The sequence below is a fragment of the Kitasatospora sp. NPDC028961 genome (genome assembly GCF_055564815.1).
The window spans coordinates 302,659-327,918 of record NZ_JBVHVO010000008.1; the positions used below are offsets into that span (position 1 = coordinate 302,659).

21 protein-coding genes are annotated in these 25,260 nt (G+C 73.8%); 15 read left to right on the forward strand and 6 right to left on the reverse strand.

The window, feature by feature from the left end:
* Window positions 1–165: 165 nt before the first annotated feature.
* The 4 genes from ACZ4UX_RS18070 to ACZ4UX_RS18085 form a co-directional block, all read right to left on the reverse strand.
* Complete coding sequence (locus tag ACZ4UX_RS18070) at window positions 166–1,113, reverse strand: helix-turn-helix domain-containing protein (protein ID WP_465707378.1); 948 nt, start codon at window positions 1,111–1,113, stop codon at window positions 166–168.
* Between the two features lie 213 nt (window positions 1,114–1,326).
* Window positions 1,327–2,325 (reverse strand): alpha/beta hydrolase, encoded by a 999-nt coding sequence (locus tag ACZ4UX_RS18075; RefSeq protein WP_465707379.1) that lies wholly within the window; start codon window positions 2,323–2,325, stop codon window positions 1,327–1,329.
* Window positions 2,326–2,673: 348 nt separating this feature from the next.
* The gene (locus ACZ4UX_RS18080; RefSeq protein WP_465707380.1) at window positions 2,674–3,651 is read right to left on the reverse strand and encodes an AraC-like ligand-binding domain-containing protein; all 978 of its coding nucleotides are present in this window, start codon (window positions 3,649–3,651) and stop codon (window positions 2,674–2,676) included.
* Window positions 3,652–4,050: 399 nt separating this feature from the next.
* Complete coding sequence (locus tag ACZ4UX_RS18085; protein WP_465707381.1) at window positions 4,051–4,872, reverse strand: alpha/beta fold hydrolase; 822 nt, start codon at window positions 4,870–4,872, stop codon at window positions 4,051–4,053.
* A 450-nt stretch (window positions 4,873–5,322) separates the two neighbouring features.
* On the opposite strand from ACZ4UX_RS18085, the gene ACZ4UX_RS18090 reads away from it, so the two are divergent.
* Complete coding sequence (locus ACZ4UX_RS18090; protein ID WP_465707382.1) at window positions 5,323–7,398, forward strand: galactose-binding domain-containing protein; 2,076 nt, start codon at window positions 5,323–5,325, stop codon at window positions 7,396–7,398.
* Between the two features lie 67 nt (window positions 7,399–7,465).
* Here the strand turns inward: ACZ4UX_RS18090 and ACZ4UX_RS18095 are convergent, their stop codons facing one another.
* Window positions 7,466–8,335, reverse strand: coding sequence for an AraC family transcriptional regulator (locus tag ACZ4UX_RS18095; protein WP_329486337.1), 870 nt, complete (start codon window positions 8,333–8,335; stop codon window positions 7,466–7,468).
* A gap of 396 nt (window positions 8,336–8,731) precedes the next feature.
* Complete coding sequence (locus ACZ4UX_RS18100; RefSeq protein ID WP_465707383.1) at window positions 8,732–9,451, reverse strand: GyrI-like domain-containing protein; 720 nt, start codon at window positions 9,449–9,451, stop codon at window positions 8,732–8,734.
* Window positions 9,452–9,804: 353 nt separating this feature from the next.
* Between ACZ4UX_RS18100 and ACZ4UX_RS18105 the strand changes: the two genes are divergently transcribed.
* From ACZ4UX_RS18105 to ACZ4UX_RS18170, 14 genes are all read left to right on the forward strand, one after another.
* The gene (locus tag ACZ4UX_RS18105; protein ID WP_329486339.1) at window positions 9,805–11,127 is read left to right on the forward strand and encodes a TrpB-like pyridoxal phosphate-dependent enzyme; all 1,323 of its coding nucleotides are present in this window, start codon (window positions 9,805–9,807) and stop codon (window positions 11,125–11,127) included.
* A gap of 250 nt (window positions 11,128–11,377) precedes the next feature.
* A complete protein-coding gene (locus tag ACZ4UX_RS18110) occupies window positions 11,378–12,487 on the forward strand; it encodes a 2-deoxy-scyllo-inosose synthase (RefSeq protein ID WP_329486340.1) in 1,110 nt (369 codons plus the stop codon).
* Window positions 12,488–12,580: 93 nt separating this feature from the next.
* On the forward strand, window positions 12,581–13,219 hold the full coding sequence (locus tag ACZ4UX_RS18115) for a class I SAM-dependent methyltransferase (protein WP_329486341.1): 639 nt from the start codon (window positions 12,581–12,583) through the stop codon (window positions 13,217–13,219).
* Between the two features lie 133 nt (window positions 13,220–13,352).
* Window positions 13,353–14,189 (forward strand): sugar phosphate isomerase/epimerase family protein, encoded by an 837-nt coding sequence (locus ACZ4UX_RS18120; protein WP_329486342.1) that lies wholly within the window; start codon window positions 13,353–13,355, stop codon window positions 14,187–14,189.
* Between the two features lie 7 nt (window positions 14,190–14,196).
* A complete protein-coding gene (locus ACZ4UX_RS18125; RefSeq protein ID WP_465707384.1) occupies window positions 14,197–15,117 on the forward strand; it encodes a deoxyribonuclease in 921 nt (306 codons plus the stop codon).
* Window positions 15,062–16,309 (forward strand): tyrosine decarboxylase MfnA, encoded by a 1,248-nt coding sequence (gene mfnA / locus ACZ4UX_RS18130; protein ID WP_465707385.1) that lies wholly within the window; start codon window positions 15,062–15,064, stop codon window positions 16,307–16,309. The genes ACZ4UX_RS18125 and mfnA overlap by 56 nt, the downstream gene beginning before the upstream one ends.
* Window positions 16,306–17,763 carry a B12-binding domain-containing radical SAM protein gene (locus ACZ4UX_RS18135; RefSeq protein WP_329486345.1) on the forward strand — a complete coding sequence of 486 codons (1,458 nt, stop codon included), beginning with the start codon at window positions 16,306–16,308 and terminating at the stop codon, window positions 17,761–17,763. Before mfnA ends, ACZ4UX_RS18135 begins: the two co-directional genes overlap by 4 nt.
* Window positions 17,760–18,812, forward strand: a complete 1,053-nt coding sequence (locus ACZ4UX_RS18140; protein ID WP_465707386.1) for a zinc-dependent alcohol dehydrogenase — start codon at window positions 17,760–17,762, stop codon at window positions 18,810–18,812. The genes ACZ4UX_RS18135 and ACZ4UX_RS18140 overlap by 4 nt, the downstream gene beginning before the upstream one ends.
* On the forward strand, window positions 18,809–20,143 hold the full coding sequence (locus tag ACZ4UX_RS18145; RefSeq protein ID WP_465707387.1) for a phenylacetate--CoA ligase family protein: 1,335 nt from the start codon (window positions 18,809–18,811) through the stop codon (window positions 20,141–20,143). The genes ACZ4UX_RS18140 and ACZ4UX_RS18145 overlap by 4 nt, the downstream gene beginning before the upstream one ends.
* Window positions 20,140–21,045 (forward strand): NAD(P)-binding domain-containing protein, encoded by a 906-nt coding sequence (locus tag ACZ4UX_RS18150; protein ID WP_352291418.1) that lies wholly within the window; start codon window positions 20,140–20,142, stop codon window positions 21,043–21,045. Before ACZ4UX_RS18145 ends, ACZ4UX_RS18150 begins: the two co-directional genes overlap by 4 nt.
* Complete coding sequence (locus ACZ4UX_RS18155; protein WP_465707388.1) at window positions 21,042–22,181, forward strand: BtrH N-terminal domain-containing protein; 1,140 nt, start codon at window positions 21,042–21,044, stop codon at window positions 22,179–22,181. The genes ACZ4UX_RS18150 and ACZ4UX_RS18155 overlap by 4 nt, the downstream gene beginning before the upstream one ends.
* A gap of 5 nt (window positions 22,182–22,186) precedes the next feature.
* Window positions 22,187–22,867: a class I SAM-dependent methyltransferase gene (locus ACZ4UX_RS18160; RefSeq protein WP_329486350.1), complete on the forward strand. Its 681-nt coding sequence runs from the start codon at window positions 22,187–22,189 to the stop codon at window positions 22,865–22,867.
* 15 nt (window positions 22,868–22,882) lie between these two features.
* Entirely contained in the window at window positions 22,883–24,382 is a 1,500-nt protein-coding gene (locus ACZ4UX_RS18165; protein WP_352291421.1) for a coproporphyrinogen-III oxidase family protein, read from the forward strand.
* Window positions 24,369–25,133, forward strand: a complete 765-nt coding sequence (locus ACZ4UX_RS18170) for a class I SAM-dependent methyltransferase (protein WP_329486352.1) — start codon at window positions 24,369–24,371, stop codon at window positions 25,131–25,133. The genes ACZ4UX_RS18165 and ACZ4UX_RS18170 overlap by 14 nt, the downstream gene beginning before the upstream one ends.
* Window positions 25,134–25,260: the final 127 nt, after the last annotated feature.

Sequence of the window (25,260 nt, forward strand, 5' to 3'; positions counted from 1 at the left end):
GGAGAGGGGAGAAAGTCGCTGTTAGCGTACTTTGCCTCCCCCCCACCACACCCCCCGCCCCCCCCCCTCCCCCCCCCCCCCCCCACGCGGGGGGGCTCCCCCCCCCCCCCCCCCCCCCCCCCCCCCCACGCCGGGGAGCCGCTCACTCCGCCACCCCTCCCGGGCTCAGCCCGGGAGGGCCGGGTGGGTGGCGGGGTCGTGGGCGGTGGACTGCCAGGCGCGGGGGGTGAGGCCGTAGGTGGTGCGGAAGACGCGGCTGAAGTGGCTGGTGCTGACGAAGCCCCAGCGGCCGGCGACGGCGGCTACGGTGGCGGGGCGGGCCGACGGGCGGGCCAGGTCGCGGCGGCACATCTCCAGGCGGCGGCGCTGGATCCAGCGGCCCACGGTGACGCCCTCGTACTGGAAGAGCTTGTGCAGGTAGCGCACCGAGAAGTGGTGGGCGGCCGCGATCCCCTCCGGGGAGAGCCCGGGGTCGGGGAGCCGGCGCAGGATGTACTCCTTCGTCCGGGCGATCGTGGCCAGGACCTCCTCGGGCACCGGTCCGGCCGCCCGCCGGCGGTGCTCGTGGGCGAGGACGGCGAGCAGGTCCAGTGCCGTGCCGGCGAGCCGGGCGGCCACCTGCGGGTCCGGTGCGACCCCGGGGCGGGCCAGCCGGTCCAGGTAGGCGGCCACCAGCGCGGCCGTCCCGGTGTCCGAGCGGAAGGCCGTGCCGGACAGCTCCCGCAGGTCCTCCTCGGCCACTCCGGCCGCTGCCCGGGGCCAGTGGAAGGCCGTGCCGGAGAAGGCCTCCGACACCTCCAGGACGACCGGGCGGCCGGTCCGGGCGACGGCGAACTCGCCCGGCCGCAGGGGCACCCCGTGACCGTCCAGGAGCAGCGCGGCCGTGCCGTGCCGCGGCAGCACCAGGGTGATGTGGTCGCCGCGGCCGCACAGCACCACACTGCGGCCGTGCGCGGCCGGCCACGGACCGGCGACGATCGAGGAGACCCGCAGCGGGCCGAGCCGGTGGCCGGCGATGCTCGCGGCGAAGGGGACGTGGCCGGACGGGACGGGGACGGATGGGACGGGGGCGAAGGGGACGGGGCCGGACGGGACGGGGGCGAGGACGGGCATCGGTACTCCTGCGACGGCCGCCGGGGTGGTCCCGGGCGGCCGGGTGCTGGCACGGGGTGGGGGAAGGGCGCGGGCGACGCGGCCCGCCCTCCCATCCCAGCCGGTCGGACGGCGGGTGACCAGGAAGAACAGCAGGAGGAACTGCGCGGTCGCCGGTGCCGCACGAGCCCCCGTCCTGCCCCGCACCGACCCCGGCTACCAGCGGCGGCCGGCCTACCAGGAGTGGCGGTGCAGGGCGAGGTGGAGGGTGTCCACGGCCTGGATGAGGGCGGAGCGGGCCGAGTCGGTGCGGCAGTGCGAGTCGAGCAGGACGAAGCCGTGGACCACGCCCTGGTAGCGGGTGGCCACCACCGGCACCCCGGCCCGGCGCAGCCGGGCCGCGTAGGCCTCGCCCTCGTCCCGCAGCACGTCGGCCTCGGCGGTGATCACCAGCGCCGGTGGGAGCCCGGCGAGTTCCTCCAGTCCGGCGCGCAGCGGGGCCGCCAGGGACTGCGCCCGGCCGGCCGGGTCGGGCAGGTAGGCGTCCCAGAACCGGCGCATGTCCGCCCGGTGGAGGAAGTACCCGTCGGCGAAGGCACGGTAGGAGGGGGTGTCGAAGTCCGCGTCGGTCACCGGGCAGATCAGCACCTGGTGGAGCAGCTCGGGGCCGCCGCGCCGACGCAGGAGCAGGGTGAGCGCCGCGACCAGGTTGGCGCCCGCGGAGTCGCCGGCGGCGGCGATCCGGCTCCCGTCCAGCCCGATCTCGTGGCCGTGCGCGGCGATCCAGCGGGCGACGGCGTAGCACTGCTCGACGGCGACCGGGAACCGCTCGTCGGGCGGGCGCCCGTAGTCGACGAGGACCACGGCGGCGTCCGCGCCCACGGCGAACTCCCGCAGCAGGTGGCGGTAGCTGTCGGCGTCGCCCAGCGCCCAGCCGAGGCCGTGCAGGAAGAGGACCACCGGGGTCGGTCGGGCGGCGTCGACCGGGCGGATCACCTGGATCCGGACGTGACCGGCCGGTGTCGGCAGCGCCAGCCGGGTGGCGACGGTGTCCCGGTGTCCGTCCGACGGGTGGGGCCCGGCCAGGAAGGCGAGGTCGAGGGGCTCCGGCGCGCTCCCGCCGGGCGGCGCCGCCGTCCGAACGCGGCGGGCGCGGGCGCGGGCGGCCAGGAAGTCCCGGAGGCCGTCGTCCAGGATCGGGCCCGGGGCCTCGGGGGTGGTGCTCTCGGACACTGGTGTGCTGCTCCTGGCGTAGCGGCGGGGTCGGGCCGGCTTCCGCGGGTGGGCGTGGCCCCGCCCGGGTGGTCGTGGGCTCGCCCGGCGCCGCGACGGGCGGCGTGCCGGCGCCGCGGGTCCGGGCACGGCGGCGAGCCGGGGGTACTGCCACCGTGCCCGGAGAGCGTGCCGGCCGGGGCCCGGGGCGCCCGGCCGGCACGTCGTCACCTTAGGGACCGGCCGGGCCCGGAACCGTACCCGGAGCGCACCGGAAGCCGCCGCTCCGTGCACGGCGGTCCGCCGGTCCCGCGCGCCGCTCCGTGCACGGCGGTCAGCCGGTCCCGCGCGCCGCTCCGTGCACGGCGGTCAGCCGGCCGTGCGCGCCTCCTCCGTACACCGTGCCCGCCACTCGCGCGGGGACGTCCCGTACGCGGCCCGGAAGGCCCGGCTGAAGTGCGCGGGGTTGACGAACCCCCAGCGCTGGGCGACCGCCGAGACGGTCGGCGCGCTGCGGCTGCGCCGGCCGAGCTCCCGGGCGCACTCCTCCAGCCGGCGCCGCTGGATCAGCCGGCTCACCGTCACGCCTTCGTTCTCGAAGAGCCGGTGCAGGTAGCGCACCGAGATGCGGTGGGCGTCGGCGATGCCCTGCGGGGTCAGCCCCGGATCGCCGAGGTGGCGGTCGATGTGGGCGCGGACCAGCCGGACGAGGTGGGCGCCGGCCTCGTCCGGGCCGGCGGCCGGGCGCCCCGCCAGCTCGCCGACCAGGGTGAGGAACAGGTCGGCGACGCTGCCCGCCAGGAGGTCCCCGACGGCGGACGGGTAGCTGGGCGCGGCGTCGGCGAGGGTGTCGAGGAAGGGCAGCAGGACCGCCCCGAGGCTCTCCCGCGAGGTGACGGCCCGCCCGGTCACCCGGCGGATGTCGGCCTCCGGCACACCGAGCAGCCGGTGCGGCAGGTGGAACACGTGGGAGCGGAAGCGCTGCGGGTAGTCGACCGAGTAGGGGCGTGCGGTGTCGTACAGCACGAGGTCGCCGGGCGCGACCTCGGCCCGGCGGCCGTCCTGGGTCAGCACGGCGTGGCCGGACACCTGGACGCCCACCGCCATCTGGGCCTCCGCCCCGGCCGAGCGCGCGATCAGGCCCGGCGTCCGGGACAGCCGGGTGGCGTCCGCCTCCAGCGTGGACACCCGCAGGCTGCCCAGCCGGTGCGACTCCAGCCGGCCGTCGAACGGGCCGTCGGCGAGCGGCACCACCTCCACCGGCACCAGGGCGTACGAGACCGCCCGGCCCCAGTGCCCCGCCTTCTCCCCGTCCGGCACCGCGGCGGTTGTGACCCGCAGGTTCACCTGGCTGCCCCTCTCTGTCGGCGTTCCCGGCCGAAGCCCCGTACGACCAGCCTGCGGCAGGGAGCGGATGAGTGCCTAGGTCATCTGACTGTCGTTCTGACGAGCCGGGGCGCCCGGGCGCGCTGGGGCACGGCTCCCCCGCGCCGGCGACCCTCCCGGCGCGGTCGGCCGTTCGTTCCGTCCGCGCCGGGGCGCGGCACCCGGCGGGCCTGGGTCGCCGGGCGGCGACCCGGCGCCGGGCAGGGTCAAGGCTAACCGGCAGTCAGCCGTGCTCGCGCCCGCCCGGGAACGCCCGCACGCCCCGGACCTGCGCCGATGCGCCGGTCCGGGGCGTGCGGGGGCCGCGGGGGTGGTGGGGTGGCCGCCGGGGCGGGCCACCCCGCCGGATCAGGCGTCGGATCAGGCGCCGAGGAACTCCAGCAGGTCCTTGGTGAACGCGGCCTCGTAGGCCCCTACCAGGCCGTGCGGGGCGCCCGGGTAGACCTTGAGGACGCCCTGGGAGAGCAGCTCGACGCTCTTCTCGGCGGAGGCGGCGATCGGCACGATCTGGTCGTCGTCGCCGTGGGCGACCAGGACCGGGATGTCGATCTTCTTGAGGTCCTCGGTGAAGTCGGTCTCCGAGAACGCCTCGACGCAGTCGAGGGCGCCCTTGAGGCCGGCCTGCATGCCCTGCAGCCAGAACTCGCGGCGCTTGCCCTCGGAGACCTCGGCGCCCGGCCGGTTGAAGCCGAAGAAGGCCTCGCTGAGGTCGTAGTAGAACTGCGAGCGGTCGGCCGCGACGCCGGCCCGGATGCCGTCGAAGGCCTCGATCGGGGTGCCGTCGGGGTTGTCCTCGGTGCGCAGCATCAGCGGCGGCACGGCGCCGAGCAGGACGGCCTTGCGCACCCGGTCGCTGCCGTGCCGGCCGAGGTAGCGGGCGACCTCGCCGCCGCCGGTGGAGTGGCCGACCAGGACGGCCTCGGTGAGGTCGAGCCGCTCCATCAGCTCGGCCAGGTCGTCCGCGTACCGGTCCATGTGGTTGCCGTCCCAGGTCTGCTCGGACCGGCCGTGCCCGCGCCGGTCGTGGGCGACGACCCGGTAGCCGGCCTCGGCGACGGCGACGGCGAGGCCGTCCCAGGCGTCGGCGTTCAGCGGCCAGCCGTGCGAGAGGACGACGGGGCGACCGGTGCCCCAGTCCTTGTAGAACTTCTGCGAGCCGTCGGAGAGCGTGATGGTGGGCATGAGGCGCCTTTCGGAAGGGGTGTCACGGCCGGGCCGGAGCGCCCGGGCCGGGGAGCCCGGGCCGAGGGGGCGGCCACGGGGTCGGCCGGGGCCTCCGTGCGGAACACCGGGAACGCTAGGGCGCCGTCGGGCCGAGCGGTGCTCCCTCCCTGCACAGCCCTTGCCCACGCGCGCACCGCCCGTTTCCCGGACCACCCGGACCACCCCGGGCGGCTCCGGGCCGCCCGGCCGGTCTCCGCATACCGGACAGTCAACTACCGCATCGAACACGGCCTTTCACGTCAACGGACCATCCGTCCAGGGCTATTGACTAAGAATCCAACAGTGGCGATTCTCATCGCACCGAGTACGCGGGACATGACAGTCGCCCGGCGCGGAACAATCAAACACCCCGCGCCGGCGGGTCGTTCGTCCCCGTCGTCCCTGCATCGACGACACGAATGGTGGCCGATGAAACCCCCACAGCCCCACCCTCATCCGCACCGCAGGCGCAGAACCGTCACGGCCCTGGCCGCGCTCCTCACCCTCTTCTCCCTGCTGTTCGCGGCCCCCGCGCCGGGAGCCTCGGGCGGGACGGGCTGGTGGAACCCGGTCGCCCGCCCCGCGCCGGACTCGCAGATCGGCGTCACCGGCGAGCCGTTCCGCGGGACCGACGCCCAGGGCAAGGTCCGCGGCTTCGTCGACGCGCACGACCACCTGATGTCCAACGAGGCCTTCGGCGGCCGTCTCCTGTGCGGGAAGACGTTCTCCGAGGCCGGGATCGCGGACGCGCTCAAGGACTGTCCCGAGCACTACCCCGACGGCTCGCTGGCGGTCTTCGACATGATCACCAAGGGTGGTGACGGCAAGCACGACCCGGTCGGCTGGCCCACCTTCAAGGACTGGCCGGCCCACGACTCGCTGACCCACGAGCAGAACTACTACGCCTGGGTCGAGCGGGCCTGGCGCGGCGGCCAGCGGGTGCTGGTCGACGACCTGGTCACCAACGGGGTGATCTGCTCGGTCTACTTCTTCAAGGACCGCGGCTGCGACGAGATGGACTCCATCCGCCTCCAGGCGCAGAAGACGTACGACCTGCAGGCCTACATCGACCGGATGTACGGCGGGACGGGCAAGGGCTGGTTCCGGATCGTCACCGACAGCGCGCAGGCCCGCCAGGTCGTCGCGCAGGGCAAGCTCGCCGTCGTGCTCGGCGTGGAGACCTCCGAGCCGTTCGGCTGCAAGCAGATCCTGGACGTCGCCCAGTGCGGCAAGGCCGACATCGACCGCGGCCTGGACGAGCTGTACGGCCTGGGCGTGCGCAGCATGTTCCTGTGCCACAAGTTCGACAACGCGCTGTGCGGGGTCCGCTTCGACGAGGGCGCCCTCGGCACGGCGATCAACGCCGGCCAGTTCCTGTCCACCGGCACCTTCTGGACCACCGAGCAGTGCGCCGGGCCGCAGCACGACAACCCCATCGGCCTCGCCGCGGCACCGGAGGCCGAGAAGCTGCTGCCGCCGGGGGTGACCGTGCCGGCGTACGCGGCGGGCGCCCAGTGCAACTCCCGCGGCCTCACCGACCTCGGTGAGTACGCCGTGCGCGGGATGATGCAGCGCAAGATGATGCTGGAAGTCGACCACATGAGCGTCAAGGCGGCCGACCGCGCCTTCGACATCCTGGAGTCCGCGTCCTACCCGGGCGTGATCTCCTCGCACAGCTGGATGGACCTCGACTGGACCGAGCGCGTCTACAAGCTCGGCGGCTTCGTCGCCCAGTACATGAACGGCGCCGAGGCGTTCAGCGCGGAGGCGAAGCGCACCGACGCGCTGCGCGACAAGTACGGGGTGGGCTACGGCTACGGCACCGACATGAACGGCCTCGGCGGCTGGCCCGCGCCGCCCGGCGCGAACGCCCCGCACCCGGTCCAGTACCCGTTCCGCACCACCGACGGCGGCTCGCTCGTCGACCGGCAGACCACCGGCGAGCGGACCTGGGACTACAACACGGACGGCGCCGCGCACTACGGCCTCGTGCCGGACTGGCTGGAGGAGATCCGGCTGGTCGGCGGGCAGGGCGTGGTGGACGACCTGTTCCGGGGCGCCGAGTCCTACCTGACCACCTGGGGCAGCACCGAGCAGCACCGGGCCGGCACCAACCTGGCCGCCGGCGCCCCGGCCACGGCCGCGTCCACCGAATGGAACCCGTTCGTCAGCTACGCGGCCGGCCGGGCCGTGGACGGCGACGGCGGCACCCGCTGGGCCAGCGACTGGAACGACGACCAGTGGCTGCGACTCGACCTCGGGTCCACCACCCTGGTCGGACGCGTCACGCTGGACTGGGAACGCGCCTACGGGAAGGCGTACCGCATCGAGGTGTCCACCGACGGGGCCACCTGGAAGTCTGTGTGGTCCACCACCACGGGGGCGGGCGGGCTGGAGACCGCGCGGTTTACCGGCGTCCCGGCCCGGTACGTCCGCGTCCACGGGGTCCAGCGCGGCACCAGCTGGGGCTACTCGCTCCACGAGGTCGGGGTCTACAGCACCTGACGGGACGGCGCGGGCACGGCTTCGCGGCCCCGGGCGACCGCCCGGGGCCGCGGGGCGTGCGCGGCACTCAGTTCCGGCGGGTGTGCGGCATCAGGTAGACGTCCACCGCGACCTGGCGCTCGGGGTGTGCCGAGGGGAACGAGGAGAACTCCAGGTAGTACGGCAGCGGCGGGCGCTCGGTGCGCTGCATCCCCTTGGTGGCGGCGCTGACCGCCAGGTGCATGTAGGTGAACGGGATCAGCTCGGGCGGTCCGACGTGACGCATCGCCAATCCTGTTGAAGCCGGAACGACTTGGACGCCCATCCCGTCCCGGGTCTGCGGGTCGAAGCGGTCCGAGACCGGCACGCAGATGTCGTGCCGGGTCCGGGCGCCGATGAAGAAGTCCGGGTCGTCGTAGGAGACGCCCAACGCCTTGGAGCGGGCCGGGCAGTGGCCGTGGGTGGTGAGCCAGCCGCGCAGCCGCTCCCAGGCGGTGTCGGCGCTGTCGATCGGTCCGAGGTGGGAGTAGAACGCGACCCGGCGTTGCGGGATCGCGGCCGGCCGGATGTCCGAACCGGCCGCACCGGCGGTCGGCCAGGCGGTGTTCTGCGGGTTGGTGCGCAGGTCGGTGGGACATATCCCGTACGCGGACCGGAACGCGCGGGTGAAGGCCGCGTGCGAGTTGTAGCCGGCGCTGACCGCGATGTCGATGATCGTGCGGTCCCCGTAGACCAGCCGGTAGGCCGCCAGGGAGAGCCGGAGCCTGCGGACGTAGCGGTGGATCGGCTCGCCGACCTGGTGCCGGAAGACCCGGCGCAGGTAGTCGGGCGAGGTGTTGGTGGCCATCGCCAGCTCCTCCAGCGAGACGGCGGCCTCACCGTCCCTGACCTGGGCCACGATGTGGGGGATGGCCCGGCGCAGACGCTCGTCGTGGCTGCTCAGCGTGTCGATCTTCATAGCAGACTGAAGCCCTCCGCTTCTCGGGTCCCTCGGGCGGGGTCCGACGGGCGACCGGAGCCGAGCCCGGGCCTGTTGGAGCCGACGCCTGACCGACCGATGGCATGACAATCGATCGCACCTCAATGCCTACCTGCGCGGTCACCCCCCGTGCGCGCCAGGGTCAGACGTCCAGATCCACCTCGCCCCGTGGCATGTCCGGTGGACGGACGCCGCCCTGACAGCGGCTCCCGGGGACGGGCGAAGACGGGCCCCGACGGGCACCTGGCCCTGACGGGGATTCTCACGATGCTAGGGGGGGCGTCCATGGCTGTCCAGCGGGCCGCAGCCGGTGCACGGAGGTGCACCACGGCGGCCACGGGAGGTCAGGGGTCCGTACCCGGGTGTGCCGACGCCTCAGGACACCGGCTGGCGCAGGATGGTACGGCGTCGCTCGGGGGCCGTCCTGGTCGGGTCCGAGAGGTAGATCTCGTGGTGCCGGCCGGCCTCGCGCAGCCCCTCGGTGTGCAGGTAGTCGTGCAGCAGCTTCACCGTCCGCGGCTCGGTCTCGTACGGGCCCTGGTGCAGCACCTGGACGCAGCGGCCCTCGGTGAAGGACTCCCGGCGCAGCCGGCCGACCGCCTCGGCCCCGGCCTTCCCTTCCGCCTTGGCCTCCGCCTTGGCGAGCGCGGCGGCGAGTTGCGCGTCGGTGTAGGGGACGGGCTGGCGGATCAGCAGGGTCCACCGCCAGCCGGCCCGGGCGCCGGGGCCGTAGGAGTCGGCGGAGACGGCGTCGAAGTGCGGGTCGTCGCTGTGCCAGAGCCCTTCCAGCGGCATCACCGCGTAGTCCGTCCCGGTGTCGGCCCGGACGGCGAACTTCAGGGCGTAGGAGACCGCGTACAGCGCGGCGATGGCGGGCCCGAACTCGGGGCTCTGCTGCGGGTCGCCGGTCCCGTCGACGGCCAGGAAGGCGAACTCGGGGACGTCCAGCGGCTGCGGGACGGCCTTCGCGCGGTACAGCTCGCCGCCCAGCTTGCGGTGGTCGGTCTTCTCGGCTTTCTTCCCGGTCTGCTCTGCCTTCTCGGCCTTCTCGGCCTTCTGCTCGGTCTTCTTCTCGGCCTTGCCGGTGGTACCCATGGTGCACAACTCCCGTACGACTGCGGATCGGGGCGCCCGGGGCGCCGGTGGAACAGGGCGACCGGTGGCCCCCGCAGGGGCGAACGAGACGGCGCGACGACGGTCACCGCGCGTCCGGTCGCACGGCCCGGGCCGCCGCCCCGCCGTCGGTCCGGGCTCCTGACCCGGGCTTCACCCAGGAGCGGGCCGGTCCGGGACCGCTTTTCCACCGTTGCGGTCAAGTACTCCCCCGGCAACCGATCCAAAGCTTGACTGAGCCGGTCAACAACGCTCCTACCGCTTCTCACCCGGTCGTTTCGCTGCGAGAACTGACGTGCGCGGTTCCCCCATCCGGATGACGAGAGGGATGCATCGTGACTCCAGCCGCCCAGTGGACCCCCGTGCCGGTGCCGGCCGCAGCGGACCCCCATGAGGTCCCGTCGCACTGGTTCAACCTCGTCCCCAGCCTGCCCGGCCCCGTCCCGCCGCCCCGCGAGCCCGAGGGCGCCGAGCACGACGCCTGGGGCTCCCGGCTCGCCCTGCAGCAGCGGATCCGGCTCGACGCCGTCCGCGCCCAGGACGGTGCCACCGAACCCTTCCTGGCCATCCCGGAGCGGGTGCGCGAGGAGCTGGCGTCGATCGGACGCCCCACCCCGCTGCTGCGGGCCCGGGCCCTGGAGCGCTACCTGGAGACCCCGGCCCGGATCTACCTCAAGCGCGAGGACGTGCTGCCCACCGGCAGCTTCAAGCTCAACTCGGCCATCGCCCAGGCCCACTACGCGGCCGAGCAGGGCGTCGACACGCTGGTCACCGAGACCGGCGCCGGCCAGTGGGGCCACGCGGTGGCCTGGGCCGCGCGCCGCTTCGGCCTCAGGGCCGTCATCTACTGGGCCGGCGTCTCGGCCCGCCAGAAGCCCGGCCGCCGGGCGCTGATCGAGATGCTCGGCGCCGAGGTGCACGCCTCCCCCAGCGAGCGGACGCCGGTCGGCAAGGCGCTGCTGCGCGACGGCCGGCACCTGCTGGGCTCGCTCGGCACCGCGATCGGCGAGGCGATCAGCCACGCCGCGCTGCACCCGGAGACCCGCTACATCTCCGGCAGCAACCTGGCCCACGTACTGATCCACCAGACCGTCATCGGCCAGGAGACCAAGGCCCAGCTGGCCGCCCTCGGCGAGCGACCGGACGCGCTGGTGGCCTGCGTCGGCGGCGGCAGCAACCTGGGCGGCTTCATGGGCCCCTACCTCGCCGAGAAGGCGGAGCGCGGCGACGACCTGCTGCTGCTCGGCGCGGAGTCCGCGAGCGCCCCCCGGCTGACCCGGGGCACGCTGCGCTACGACCACGCCGACCCGGAGGGCGTCACCCCGCTCGGCAAGTCGTACACCCTCGGCCGGGACTACGAGCTGCCGGAGACCCACGTCGGCGGTCTGCGCCAGCACAGCGGCTCGCCGCTGATCGGCGTGCTGCGCGGCGAGGGGCTGCTGGACGCGGTCGCGTACGAGGAGACGGACGTCTTCGAGACCGGGCGGCTGGTGCTCTCCACCGAGGGGATGCTGATCGCGCCGGAGTCCTGCCACGCCCTGCGCGCGGCCGTGGACCGGGCCGTCCTGGCCCGCGAGACCGGGCGGGCCGAGGTGATCGTCGCCTGCGTCAGCGGCAACGGGCTGCTCGACCTCGACGGCTACCTCGCGCACCGCTGACCACCGGCGCCCCGCGCCCACCACAGGCACCCGTCACCGGGCCCTCCGCCGGGCCCCGCACCACCGCCCGCGCACGCCGGGAGCGTGCCACCGCGTACCCGGGGCCGCGCGCACCACCGGGGGCACCACCCCCGCGCACGACCGAGGTCACGGCACCACCCGCACCGGCACCGCCCGGGCGAGGCGCACGCACCCCAGGACCACCCGTTCCGACACCACCCGTTCCGACACCCTGCACGAAAGGACCGACGTGTCCGACGGAACCATCATCGAGCTGTCCAGCGGGACCAGCCCAAGCTGCCCGTACTATCTCGGCGAGTCCATCGGCGACCGGCTGCCCGAGTACCTCGGCCGGCACGCCTTCGACGAGTTCTACCTGGTCACCAGCCAGCCGCTGTACGAGCTGTTCGGCCGGGACCTCGCCAACCGGCTCGGCCGGGCCGGCGTCGCCGTCAACCTGATCACCGTGGCCGAGGGCGAGGGCGTCAAGGGCTGGCCCGAGCTCACCGCCCTCTGCGAACGGCTGGTGGCCGCCGGGGCCACCAAGGACTCGATCGTCGGCGCGCTCGGCGGCGGCATGATCAGTAACCTGGCCGGACTGGCCGCCGCCATGGTCTACCGGGGCCTGCGCTTCGTCGAGATCCCGACCACCATGCTGAACCTCACCGACGGCACCCTCAGCAACAAGCAGGCGATCAACGGCGCCCTCGGCAAGAACCAGTTCGGCGTCTACCACGCGCCGCTGTTCATCTGGGCCGACGTGGCGATGCTGCGCAGCGAGCCGGAGCGCCAGCACCGCAGCGCGCTGGTGGAGGCGCTGAAGAACGGCCTGGTCAACGACGCCGCGTGGGTCGACCGGATGGAGGGCCTGCTGACCGGCGGTGTGGCGGGCATCCGGGACGACCTGCTCGGGGTCTGCCACGAGGTGGTCCGCAGCAAGCTGGGCATCCTGGCGCAGGACCCGGGTGAGCGCGGCGCCGGCATCATCCTGGAGTACGGCCACACCGTGGGGCACGCCGTGGAGTTCCTCTCCGGCGGCGCGCTGCTGCACGGCGAGGCGGTCGGCATCGGGATGTGCGCCGCGGCCCGGCTGGGCATCCGGCTCGGGATCACCGCCCCGGAGGTGCTGGCGCGCCAGGAGCACCTGCTGGGCACCCTGATCGGCAGCCCGACCACGGTGCCCCGGGAGTTCACCCCGGAGCGGATCGTCGAGGTCATCCTCAGCGACAACAAGCGCCGGGCGGGCAGCGCGGTGCGGTTCGTGCTGGTCCCCGAGGTCGGCCGGGTGCACATCGTCGACGGCGACCACGAGACGCCGGTGCCCGAGCCGCTGCTGAAGAGCGTCCTCGCCGAGGCCTGACCGCCCCCGTACGCGCCAAGGGCACCGCGCACACCCCCGACCGCCGGCCCAGCAGGGCCGGACGGCCCGTTCGGCCTCCCGAAGGAGTCATCCATGAACGACGCGCATTCGCCGGAGATCGCCGAGACGGTCTACCGGCTCGACGGCCCGCTGCGCTGGGCGCTCGGCGAGGTGCAGGACCTGCTGCGCTCCGTCGGCGCCGCCCCCGGCCAGCAGGTGGTCGACGTCGGCGCGGGCACCGGCTACGCGGCCGTGCCCGCCGCCCGGCTGGTCGGGCCGGAGGGCTCGGTGCACTGCGTCGACGGCAGCCCGGAGCTGCTGGAGGTGCTCGCCGGCCGGGCCGCCCGCGAGGGCGTGGCCGACCGGGTGACCCGCACCGTGAGCCCGGTGGTCCCGCTGCCCGTCGCCGACGCCGCCGCCGACCTGGTGATCTCCACCTACGTCCTGCACGAGCTGGCCGACGACGCGCCCGCCGCGATCGCCGAGATGTACCGGGTGCTGCGCCCCGGCGGGCGGGTGGCGCTGGCGGACTACCGCAAGACCGCCGACAAGGAGCGCAACCGGGAGATCGAGGCCTGGTACGCCCGCCAGCCCGACGGCGCCGGTCCCGAGGAGGTGCACCTGCGCTTCACCCTCAACGAGTTGGAGGAGATGCTGCGCGCCGCCGGCTTCCAGCGGATCGAGCTGCGCACCTGGCACGACTTCCACGTGCACGCCACCGCGGAGAAGTGACCGGCCCACCCGGGCACCGGAGCCCCGGCGCGGCACGCACCGACGCGGCCGCGCACCAGCACCCGGCGACCGGCCGGCCAGGACCCGCCGGTCACCGTCGTCACCACCGTCACCAGCCAGAAGGAGAACTGTCGTGGTCAAGCTTGCCTACAACGCCAACGGCCTGCGGACGATCTCGGTGGAGCGGGCGATCGAGGCGGTCGCCGACGCCGGCTACGAGGGGATCGAACTCTCGCTCCACCCGGCCCACCTGGACCCGTTCGCCTTCGGCCCCGCCGAGGCCGCGCCGATCCGCAAGGCCCTGGAGCGCACCGGCCTGACGGCCTGCTGCCTGGCCGCGGGCGCCGACAACCTGCTCGGCGAGGAGCGCTTCGAGCCCTCGCTGATCCACCCCACCGCCGAGGGCCGGGCCCGCCGCGTCGACCTCGTCCTGCGGTCGGTCCGGATCGCCGACGAACTCGGCATCCCCTACGTCAACTTCGCCACCGGCAAGCGCAAGCCCGAGGTGGCCGAGGAGCAGGCCCGGCAGTGGCTGGACGAGGGCGTCCGGCAGGTGCTGGACGGCCCGGGCACGGCGGTGCTGGCGATGGAGCCCGAGCCGGAGTTCTTCCTGGAGAGCAACGACGGGGTCGCCCGGCTGGCCGACGCGCTGGCCTCGGACCGCTTCGCGCTCGCCCAGGACCTCGGCCACTGCCGGGTGGTGGAGGAGGACTACCTCGCCTCGGTGGAGCGGAACCTGCCCTACACGAAGATCATCCAGGTCGAGGACATCAAGGGCCGGGTGCACCACCACGAGATCCCCGGGGACGGCGACATCGACTTCGCCGGCTTCTTCTCGGTGCTGGGGCGCGGCGGCTACGACGGCTACGTCAGCGTGGAGCTGTACAACCACGCCGACCGATACGAGCACGCGCTGCGCCGCAGCCGCGAGGTGCTGACCGCCGCGATCGCCGCCGCCGCGCAGGGCTGAGCCCGTCGTGCCCGCCGACCGCCCCGGCCCGCCGCCGCCCCCGCCGCCACTGGCCCCCCGGGCCCTGCACGGGACCGGACTGACGCCGCTGTTCGACCACCACATCCACACCGACCTGCGCAACGCGGACGACTACGAGCTGATGGCCGTCAGCGGGGTGCTCACCGCGCTCGCCCCGTGCTCCGCCTCGCTGGAGGCCCGGGACTCCGGCAGCGCCTTCGCCGCCCGCTTCGAGCGGCTCGCCGGAGCCGAGACCGCCCGGGCCGCCGCGTACGGGATCGACCTGCACGTGGCGCTCGCGGTGCACGCGGCCGACATGGCGGGGCTGCGCGGCGCGCTGGCCGGGATCGAGGTGCTGGAGGGCTTCCTGGACCACCCGAGGGTCCGGGCGCTGGGCGAGGTGTCGCTGCGCGGCGGCGGCCCGGACGAGGTCGAGGTGCTGGAGCGGCAGCTGAAGCTGGCGTCGGCGCGCGCGCTGCCGGTGCTGGTCGAGTCGCCGCCCGCGCTGCCGGCCTTCCGGGAGATGCTGGCGCCGCTGGCGGGCGCGGTGGAACGGGCCGGCATCGACCCGGCCACGATCGCCCTGCTCGACCTGGACGAGCAGCGGATCGACCTGCTGGCCGAGCACCCGGCGCTGCGCGGGCTCGGCGGGTACGGGATCGCCGTCGCCCCGCGCCAGGACGCGCTGTTCCAGGTCCGCGAGAAGCAGTCGCACCGCGAGGTGCTCGGCCTGCTGGACCGGTTCGGCCCGGAGCGGCTGATGCTCAACACCGGCCTGCACTTCGGCTCGGCCGACCCGCTGGGTCTGGCCAGGACGGTGCACCGGCTCCGACTCCATGGTGTCCCCGAGCAGATCGTGAGGGCTCTCGCTCATGGCAACGCTGCCCAGTTCTTCGCCGTCCCCCACCGGGTCCCCGCCGCCGGGTGAGCCGGCCGGCGCCCGCCCGCACGGGCTGCCCGACCGGGGCGTCCCCGTCGAGCGGGTGCTGGCCGAGCTGGCCGGGCTCTGCGCGGACGACCACGACTACCGGGACGGCACCGTCTTCAACTCGATCTGCTCGACGCCGCTGCCGGTGGCCGAGCAGGTGTTCGCCGCCCACCAGCAGTCCAACATGGGCGACAACCGGATCTTCCCCTCGCTGCCCCGCGCCGAGGCCGAGGTGACGGCCATGCTGGCCGACCTGATGGACGGCCCCGGGGCCGCCGGGGTGGCCACCTCGGGCGGCACCGAGGCCAACCTGCTGGCGGTGCTCGCCGCGCTCCGGCACCACCGGGCCCGCTTCGGGGCCGGTGCACCGGCCCGGGTCCTGATGGGCGACAGCGCGCACTTCTCCTTCGACAAGATCGCCGCGCTGCTGGCGGTCGAGGTGGTCCGCGTCCCCTCCGAGGAGCGGCTGCGGGTCGACACCGGGCGGCTGCTGCCGCTGGTGACCCCGGAGACCGCGCTGGTGGTGGCCACCGCCGGCAGCTCCGAGTCCGGCGCCGTGGACGACGTGCCGGCGATCGCCGCGCACGCCTCGGCGCTCGGCGTACCGGTGCACGTGGACGCCGCCACCGGCGGGTTCCTGGTGCCGTTCGCCCGCGAGCTGGGCGACGACCTGCCGGCGATCGGCTTCGGCGTCGACGGCGTCAGCTCCATCACCCTGGACCCGCACAAGTACGGCGGCGCGCCGATCCCCGCGGGCCACGTGCTCTTCCGCGACCCCGGGGCGCCGGACGCGCTGCGCACCTCCTCGCACTACCGGGGCACCCTCGACCACCACGCCCTGCTCGGCACCCGGCCCGGCGGCGCCCTGCTGGCCACCTGGGCGGCGCTGCGCGCCCAGGGCCGCAGCGGCTACCGGGCCTCGGTCGCCGGGCTCTGGGAGCGCCGGGCGCTGCTGGTGCGGCTGCTCACCGAGGCCGGTTTCGAGGTCGCCCCGCGGCCCGAGCTCACCGTGGTGACGGTCCGCCACCCGAGCCCGGAGAAGCTGGTCGACGCCCTGGAGGAGCGCGGCCTGATCGCCTCGGTGGCCCGCCGGCTGGGCCTGCTGCGGCTGGTCGTGCACTGGCACCAGAGCGAGCGGCAGCTGCGCGGCCTGGTCACCGCGCTGGCCGAGGTCGACGGGGGCCGGCCGTGAAGATCCTCTTCGTGTCGATCAACAAGCTGAAGTCCTTCCGGCCGGTCCTGCCGATCGGCATGGTCACCATCGCCACCCAGGCGCGGGCGGCCGGGTACCAGGTCGAGACGCTGGACCTGATGTGGGAGGAGGAGGACGAGCCGGTCGTCCGGGCCGCGGTCCGCGCCTTCAAGCCCGACGTGGTGGGGATCTCGATCCGCAACGTCGACTCCCAGAGCATGCTGGAGCCGGTCGTCTACACCCCGCTCGCCCGCGAGGTGGCCGACTGGTCGCGCGACGAACTGCCCGGCGTCACCGTGCTGCTGGGCGGTCCGGGGTTCTCCACCGTCCCCGAGGACCTGATGGACTTCGTCCGGGCCGACTACGGGATCACCGGTTTCGCCGAGGAGTCCGTCCAGCCGCTGCTGGACCACCTGGCCCGGGGCGAGGAACCGCTGGACGTGCCCGGGGTGATCAGCCCGCGCGAGGGCGGCGGCTACCACCGGCGCGACGCCGTCTTCCGGATCGACTACCGCAAGGCGGCCCGCCCCGACCCGGCCCTGTACGACCAGCGCTACTTCAGCTACTCGTACGAGACCCACGACCGCAGCCTCAAGGTGCCGGCGACCATCCAGACCAAGAAGGGCTGCGTGCTGGAGTGCGTCTTCTGCAGCAACTTCCTGGTGGACGGCACCGGCGTGAAGTTCGACGAGGTCTCCCGGGTGGCCGACGAGGTGGAGCGGCTTCGCGACGAGGGCCTGGAGGTCCTGGAGATCGTCGACGGGGTCTTCAACCTGCCGCTCAACTACTCGCTGGAGGTGCTGCGGGAGTTCGTCCGCCGGGGCATCGAGATGCCGTGGTCGTGCATGGTCAACCCGGGCAACGTGACCTCCGAACTGGTCGACCTGATGGTCCGTACCGGCTGCTACTACGTCGAGTTCGGCACCGACTCGGCCTGTGACCGGATCCTGCGCGGGCTGAAGAAGAACTTCCGCCAGCGCCAGATCATCGAGTCGCACCGCAAGTTCGTCGAGGCCGGCATCCGGGTCGAGCACTGCCTGTTCATCGGCAGCCCCGGCGACGACCGGGACTCGGTCCGCGAGACCTTCGACGTGATGGAGCAGCTCGTGCCGCCCGCCACGCCCGACGTGCACGCCTTCTGGACGCTCGGCCTGCGGGTCTGCCGGGGCACCGCCCTGCACACCACCGCCGTCGCCGAAGGCATGATCACCGGAACGGAGCGATTCATCGTGCCCAAGTACTACTGCTCCCGCGCGGTCATCGAGGATGCCGCCGTCCTCGACGAGATCCAGGCGCGGGTGCTCGCCAACGACAACTGGTACCTGTGGTGGGGGCTCAACTCGATCAGCCTGCGCGAGCGCATCACCATGGCCCGCGCGGAGAGCGAGCGGATCGAGGCCGAGCTGAACGACCACCTGCCGCCGCTCCCGGCGGCCGGGGACGGTGCCCGGTGAGCGCCGGGGCGGACCTGCGGCTGACCGGCCCCGGCCGGCTCACGGTCGACGAGGCGAAGCCGCCGACCGCGCCGCTCGGCCCGGACGAGGTCCTGGTCGAGGTCGACCGGGTCACCCTGTGCGGCAGCGACCAGGCGCTGTACGACGGCGCCTACGGCGGCCCGAGCAGCTACCCGCTGCGCTTCGGCCACGAGTGGTCGGGCCTGGTGGTCGACACCGGGAGCAACGGCCGCGCGCTGCTGGGCCAGTGGGTCACCGGCGACTGCTCGCGCTGGTGCGGGGACTGCCCGCGCTGCGGCACCGACCGCAACGTCTGCACCCGGATCGAGAAGTTCGGCCTCACCGTCGACGGCTTCTCGACCCGGCTGCGGACCGTGGACCGCCGCTACCTCTACCCCGACACGCACGGCCTGGGCCCCGGCCTGCTGGCGCTCTCCGAGTTCTTCGCCGTCGCCGCCCAGGGCCTGCAGCGGATCGACCCGCGCCCCGACGAGCGGATCCTGGTGATCGGCGCCGGCGCCCTCGGCCTGGCGAGCTACCTGCTGCTCACCGGGGCGTACGGGGTGGGCGGGGTGGAGCTGTTGGAGGCGGACCCGGTGAAGGCCGCCGCCGTCACCGCGTTGCTGCCGAGCGCCCGGGTCCGCACCGCCGCGCCCGAGCCCGACGCCGCCGCGCGGTCCGCCGGCGGGTACGCCGCCCTGACCGCCGCCGCCCGGTACGACCTGACCGTGGACTGCTCCAGCGGCGCCGACGGCCTCGCCACCGCGCTGGCCTGCGCCGTCCCCCGCGGCCGGGTGCTCTGCTTCGGGCTGCGCCGCAGCGCCGCGCTCCGCACCGACCTGCTGGTGGCCAACGCACTGACCCTGGTCGGCTCGATCGGCGGCACCGGCGGCTTCCACCGCGCCCAGGAGTTCCTGGCCGGCCACCGCGAGGAGGCCGGGCTGCTGGTCACCCACCGCCTGCCGGCCGAACGGGCGGCGGAGGCCTTCACGCTCGACCCCCGTACCCGGATCAAGACCCAGCTGATGTTTGGAGAGGATGCCCGGTGACCACCGCCGACCGCCCCCCGCACCTGCGCTATCCGGAGATCCGGGAGGCCGCGCTGGCCGACCTGGCCGCGTTCGAGAAGCTCAGCCCCGACCAGGTGCCCGACCACCAGTTCGCGCTGCTGCGCCGCCAGTTGGACCACGCCTTCGCCAACTCGCCGTTCTACCGGGAGCACTGGGCCGGGCGGTACGGCTCCCTGCGGCCCACCAGTGCCGAGGAGCTGCGGACCCTGCCCTTCACCACCAAGGCCGAGCTGCGCGGCGCCTACCCGTTCGGCCTGCTGGCCGTCGGCCGGGAGGAGCTGATCCGCTACGGCGAGTCCACCGGCACCACCGGCAGCCCCACCTCCTCGATGATCACCTACGAGGACTGGATCCGCGGCAACGTCGCGGTCGAGCAGTCCGTCGGCCACGTGCTCGGCCCCGGCGACCTCGTCTTCATCGCCATCCCCTACGAACTCGCCTTCGCCTCCTACGACCTGGACCGGGCGCTGGAGCAGAACGGCGCGGCCGTGGTGCCGGTCGGCACGCTCAGCCTGGTCTGCCCGTTCGAGCGGATGGTCGAGATGATGTGGACCGTCCGCCCGACCGCCCTGGTCTGCACGCCCAGCCGGGCGCTGCGCCTCTACGACATGCTGAAGGACACCGGGCGCGACCCGGCCGAGATCGGGCTGAAGACCTTCCTCTACGTCGGCGAGACCTGCTCCCCCGCCAAGCTGGAGAAGATCGCCGCGCTCTGGGGCGTCCGGCTCTCCAACGCCTACGGCTCCACCGAGACCAACTCGCTCGGACTGGTCTGCGAACGGGGCAGCCTGCACCTCACCGAGGACCGGCACCTGTTCGAGGTGATCGACCCGGAGACCACCGAACCCGTCCCCGACGGCACCGCCGGCGAACTGGTCATCACCGCCCTGGCCGGCCGGGCCATGCCACTGCTGCGCTACCGCAGCGGGGACTTCGTCACCGTCTCCGCCGAGCCCTGCGCCTGCGGCAGCCCGCGCCGGGTGCTCTCGCACCACGGCCGGGTCAGCGAGCAGCTGACCGTCGGCGGGCAGCGGATCAACAAGCTGGCGCTGGAGCAGACCGTGCTCGCCACCGAGGGCGCCGGCCTCTACTGGGCGGCCGGCGTCTCCGGGGACCACCTGGAGATCCGGGTCGAGGCCGAGGTCGAGGACCCGGCGGCGCTCTGCGCGGCCGTCGCCGAGCGGGTCACCGCGGAGTTCGCGGTGCCCGCCTCGGTCGCCCCGATCGACCGCGCCCAGGTGCGGCGGGCGATGGACCGGATGCTCAAGCCCGGCAGCCTCACCATCGAGGACCTGGAGGCGGTCTCATGACGCTCGGCCTGCGCCCGGGCAACCCCGCCGAACCCCGGCACAACGACCCCGGCACGATCGCCGTGGTCGGCCTCGGCCGGCTCGGCTCGGTGCTGGCCGACCGGCTGGCCGAGCGCTTCCCGGTGCTGCTCAACGACAGCGACCCCGCGGTCGCCCGGCGGGTCGCCGCCGAGCTGTCGCTGCCCGACATGGACCAGCGCGAGATCCTCTCCGCCGCCGACACCGTGCTGCTCTGCGTCCCGCCGCAGGAGACCGCGGCCGCGCTGCGCCGGCTCGCCGCGCTGACCGAACAGGTCGGCCGCCGGGCGCTGTTCGTCAACATGGCGACCAGCGTGCCCACCGAGGACCTGCCGGACCTCGGCGTGGAGGTGGTCGGCCTCAAGCCGGTCTGCCAGTTCACCGCCGTGGCCCTCGGCCTCAAGACCGTCCTGGTCACCAGCGCACCGCGCCGGATCGGCCTGCTGCGGACCCTCGCCGCCGACCTCGGCGAGGTGGTGCTCGGACCGGAGGCGTGCGTCGGCCCGGCCAACCGCGCCGCCACCAAGGCCGCCCTGCGCGCCTGCGCCGAACTGGCCGCCGAACTGACCGGCCGCGGCCTGCCCACCGACATCGTGCGGGCGGCGATCCGCAACGTCTTCGTCGGGACGGCGCTGGACTACCCGCCCTCGGACGCCAACCCCTACACCCGCTCGGTGCTGGAGGAGATCGCCGCCGAGGCCGCCGAGGCCGCCGGCGCCGCGCCGCCCGCCGCCGACCGGGCACCGGCCGGGCCGAGGGCCGCCGTCCGGCCACCGACCGTCCTGCCACCGACCGTCCTGCCGCCCACCGACCTCGTCCCGCCGGACGCGCTCGGCTGGGCCGCCTGGGCCGAGCGCCCCGTCACCCCGGGAGGACCCGCATGACCACCACCCCGCCGGACGTCCCGCACGGCGGCGCGCACTGCGAGACCGCGTCGATGCGCAAGCAACTGGCCGCGCACGACCTGCCGATCAGCGAGGCGATGCTGTTCGGCGTGGCCGGCGGCATCAACTTCATGCACATGCCCGCCCCGCCCGGCGGACGCGGCTTCACCGGCGGCCGCAACGGCCCGTTCCCCGAGTTCACCCGGCGGATGGCGGCCGGCGTCGGCCTCGACCTGGAGGTCGCCGTCACCGACGACCCCGAGCGCGCCTGGGCCGACCTGCTGGCCGAACTCGACCTCGGCCGCCCGGCGGTGGTCTACGCGGACCTCTTCCACCTGCCGTACTTCCAGGCCACCCGGCACTTCGGCGGCCACGCGATCGTCGTCGTCGGCCACGACCGGGACAACGACACCGTCACCGTCTCGGACCGCCCGGCCCGCGCGCAGACCCTGACCACGGCCGAACTCGCCACCGCCCGGGCCTCCGGCCACCAGCCCTTCCCGCCCCGGCACGCCCTGCTGCGCGCCGACTGGAAGGCCGCCCGGTACCCCACCGAGGACGACATCCGCCAGGGCATCCGCTGGTCCTGCCGCGCGATGCTGCACCCGCCCGTGCCCAGCTTCGGGCTGCGCGGCCTCGACTCCTACGGCGCCGGTCTGCGGCACCTGCTGCTCAGCGACACCCCCGCCGCCGCCGTGGTGGACGAACTCGCGGGCGCCTACGTCGACTTCGAACTGGCCGGCACCGGGGGGAACGCCTTCCGCAACCTGTTCCGGACCTTCCTGACCGAAGCCGCCGAGCTCACCGGGGACCACCGGCTGGCCGACGCCGCCCTGCTCTGCGCCGACAGCGCCGGGCGCTGGGAGCGGGTGATCGCCCTGCTGCTGCCCGACTGGACGCCCGCGTTCACCGAACTCGGCGCCGCCTACCGGGCACGGGAGGCCGAGCTGCTGGACGGCGGCGCCGCCGCCCTCGCCCGGGCCGCCCTGCTCGGCGAGCGGCTGCCCGACCTGCGGGCCGCCGCGGCCGCCGGGCTCGCCCCGGTGCGCGAGCGCCTCGCCGGGGAGCTGCGGGCCGCCCTGGCCTCCGTCGCCGAGACCGAGCGGGAGCTGTTCGCCCTGCTGAGGGAGGTGTGAGCGGGGTGTCCACCGGCCTGCTGCCGGCCGTCCGGACGCCGACCCGCCACCGGCTCTCCGACGAGGCCGACCGCCTGGCGTACGACCGGTACGTGGCCGCCCGCAACCAGTACAAGGAGGAGTTCCTCGACCTGCTGGAGAGCGCCTGCACGGACGGCCCGGTACTGGAGGTCGGCCCCGGCTACGGCGGGTTCGCCGCCCTGCTGCTGGCCCGCCGCCCGGTCGACCTGCGGGTGCTCTGCACCGACCCGGGCGCCGTCGCCCCGCTGCGCGAGCGGCTCGGCGCGGCGGTGCCGGTCGACCACTGGCCGGCCGGCGGCCCGCTGCCGGCCCCCCTCGCCGGGCGCCACCCGCTGGTCTACAGCGTGCACGCGCTCGGGGAGTGCACCGACCCCACCGCCCTGCTCCGCGGGGCGGCGCGGGCCCTGGCCCCCGGCGGCCGGCTGCTGGTCAACGACCTGCGCCGGGACCCGGATCCGTTCATCCTCGAATACACCCTGCGCGAGATGGCCGCCGACGACTCGCCCGACGGCCAGTACCGCTTGCGCACCTACCTGGACTCCCTGCGCGGCGCCTGGACCGGCGCCGAACTGCGTCAACTGCTCGACGCCGCGGGGATGGCCGACTGGGCGGTCGGCCCGGACGGCCCGATGGCACTCACCGTCGAGCACCACCGCGCCACCTGACGACCGGAGAGGCACATGACCCAAGAAGCGATCACCCGGAACTTCCTCGACACCCCCAGCTTCTGGCGCGACTACCCGGAGCGGGACATCGAGTTCGTCCGCTGGTACCCGTGCGACGTCAAGCCGCTGTCGGCGGACCAGATCTACGCCACCCGGGAGAAGTTCCCGAAGACCACGTCGTTCTACGTGCACATCCCGTTCTGCAACCAGGTCTGCACCAGCTGCCCGTACAACAAGTTCTCCACCCGCAACACCCTCACCCAGCGCTACATCCAGGCGCTCAAGCGGGAGATCGACCTCTACTCGCAGCTGCCGCACGTCCGGGACACCGTCTTCACCTCCGGCTACTTCGGCGGCGGCACGCCCACCACGCTGCGCGCCGAGGAGCTCGACGACCTGCTGGGCTACATGAAGCAGCGGCTCAACTTCAGCCCGGACTGCTCGGTCACCATCGAGTCCACCCCCGTCGACGTCGACCAGCAGAAGCTGGACGTGCTGCTCAAGCACGGCGTCAACCGGATGAGCCTGGGCGTCCAGACCTTCCACGACCCGCTGCTGCGCTACCTCGGCCGGGCCCGGGCGCACACCGGCGAGTCCGCCACCCGCACCATCGAGCTGATCGACCGCAGCGGCCTGGAGAACCTCTGCATCGACTACATGATCGGCATCCCCGGCCAGACCCCCGAGCTGTGGGCGCAGGACATCCGCACCCTGATGGACCTCCCGGTGACGTCCTTCTCGGTCTACAACTACGCGGTCATGCCCGGCTCGGAGGTGTTCTTCGCGCTGCAGAGCGGCGCCACGCCGCCCTGCCCGAGCACCCGCGAGGCCGACGAGATGTACCAGTACCTGCACACCACGCTGATGGACGCGGGCTACCTGGCGCTCACCTACAACGACTTCATCGAGCCGATGCGGCCCGAGTGGGAGGCGGCCGGGGTCAAGACGTACCCGGTGGTGAAGGACGGCAGCAAGCCGTACCGCGGCCTGGAGACGGACACCTTCTACCTGACCGACCACCTGTCCCAGATCTGGGGCCGGTGCGGGGACATGGTGGCCATCGGCTCGGGCGCCTACGGGTACCTGAACAACCACATGTACCTCAACGAGCCGGACATCGAGTCGTACATCAGCCGGTGCAACGAGGGTCGGCTGCCGGTGGTGATGGGCGCCTACACCGACGAGCACGAGCAGCGCTGCCGCAGCCTCGTCCTGGGGCTGAAGCTGCTGCGGGTCAAGCGCTCGGTCTACCGCGAGCGGCACGGCGTCGACCCGTACGAGTACTTCAAGGACAAGATCGACGACCTGGTGGCCAAGGGGCTGCTGGAGGTCGACGCCGACGCGATCCAGGTCACCTACCCGAAGGGCTGGTACTACATCGACAACATCTCCAAGAGCTTCTACTCGGACGCCAACTACCGGCTCCCGCAGCCGACCTCGGCGAGCACCGAGATCCTCAAGTGGCAGATCGACCGCACCGACGGCCGGAAGGGGCTCCCCCTTGTCCAGTTCTGAGACCACCGCGCGCCGCTCCCGCCGGGGGCGGATCTTCGACCTCGCCGAGCGGGCCCCGCAGGGCGACCCGTTCGAGACCGCCGAGGAGTGCCGCGCCTACGACCGCAGCGTGCGCACCTCGATGATCATCCCGATGCAGCACATGATGAAGCTGATCGGGCCGGACTGCGGTCCGGACAAGGACGTCCTGGAGATCGGCTGCGCCAGCGGGCTGCTGTCGCTGCGCCTGGCCGCCCAGCACCGCGACTCCACCTTCACCGGGCTGGACAGCAACGACGCCTTCCTGGAGGTCGCCCGGGAGAACACCATCTTCGCCAACCTGGTCTCCTACGGCGGCGACTTCGCCTGCGACTGGGCCCGGTACAGCCGGCTGCCGTACCCGGACGACAGCTTCGACGTGGTGTTCAGCTTCTGCGCGATCAACCGGTGGGACAAGCCCGCCCGGATCCTGCCCGAGCTGGCCCGGGTCTGCCGCCCCGGCGGCGCCGTCCTGCTGTACGACCTGGCCCGGGACGCCGACGAGGGCATGGTCTCGTTCGTGCTGCAGTACGCCGGCGGTGACGCCAACGCGTTCATGACCTCGCTGCGGGCCTCGTACTCCACCGAGGAGATGCGCGAGCTGCTCGACCAGGTCGGCCTGAACGACTGGAGCGTCACCAAGGAAGGCATCAACCTGGTGGTCTCCTCCCGGGCCAGGGACACCGGGTACACGGTCGGCGAGCCCGGCATCTACGAGCGGATCTTCGACTGACGGTCCCCGTCCCCAGGTCCGGGTGGGGGGGGTGTCACCTTCGGGGGGAGCAACACCCAGCCCCCCCCCGACGCACCCCCCCCCCCCCCCCCCAACACCCCGGCAGAAAAGAAAACAATACACCACC

Bases quoted from the DNA above. Each gene is read 5' to 3' on its own strand.
- ACZ4UX_RS18070 (WP_465707378.1), bottom strand. From the start codon at position 1,113: ATGCCCGTCCTCGCCCCCGTCCCGTCCGGCCCCGTCCCCTTCGCCCCC.
- mfnA (WP_465707385.1), top strand. From the start codon at position 15,062: ATGGCAACGCTGCCCAGTTCTTCGCCGTCCCCCACCGGGTCCCCGCCG.
- ACZ4UX_RS18165 (WP_352291421.1), top strand. From the start codon at position 22,883: ATGACCCAAGAAGCGATCACCCGGAACTTCCTCGACACCCCCAGCTTC.
- ACZ4UX_RS18150 (WP_352291418.1), top strand. From the start codon at position 20,140: ATGACGCTCGGCCTGCGCCCGGGCAACCCCGCCGAACCCCGGCACAAC.
- ACZ4UX_RS18155 (WP_465707388.1), top strand. From the start codon at position 21,042: ATGACCACCACCCCGCCGGACGTCCCGCACGGCGGCGCGCACTGCGAG.
- ACZ4UX_RS18085 (WP_465707381.1), bottom strand. From the start codon at position 4,872: ATGCCCACCATCACGCTCTCCGACGGCTCGCAGAAGTTCTACAAGGAC.
- ACZ4UX_RS18095 (WP_329486337.1), bottom strand. From the start codon at position 8,335: ATGAAGATCGACACGCTGAGCAGCCACGACGAGCGTCTGCGCCGGGCC.
- ACZ4UX_RS18100 (WP_465707383.1), bottom strand. From the start codon at position 9,451: ATGGGTACCACCGGCAAGGCCGAGAAGAAGACCGAGCAGAAGGCCGAG.
- ACZ4UX_RS18115 (WP_329486341.1), top strand. From the start codon at position 12,581: ATGAACGACGCGCATTCGCCGGAGATCGCCGAGACGGTCTACCGGCTC.
- ACZ4UX_RS18090 (WP_465707382.1), top strand. From the start codon at position 5,323: ATGAAACCCCCACAGCCCCACCCTCATCCGCACCGCAGGCGCAGAACC.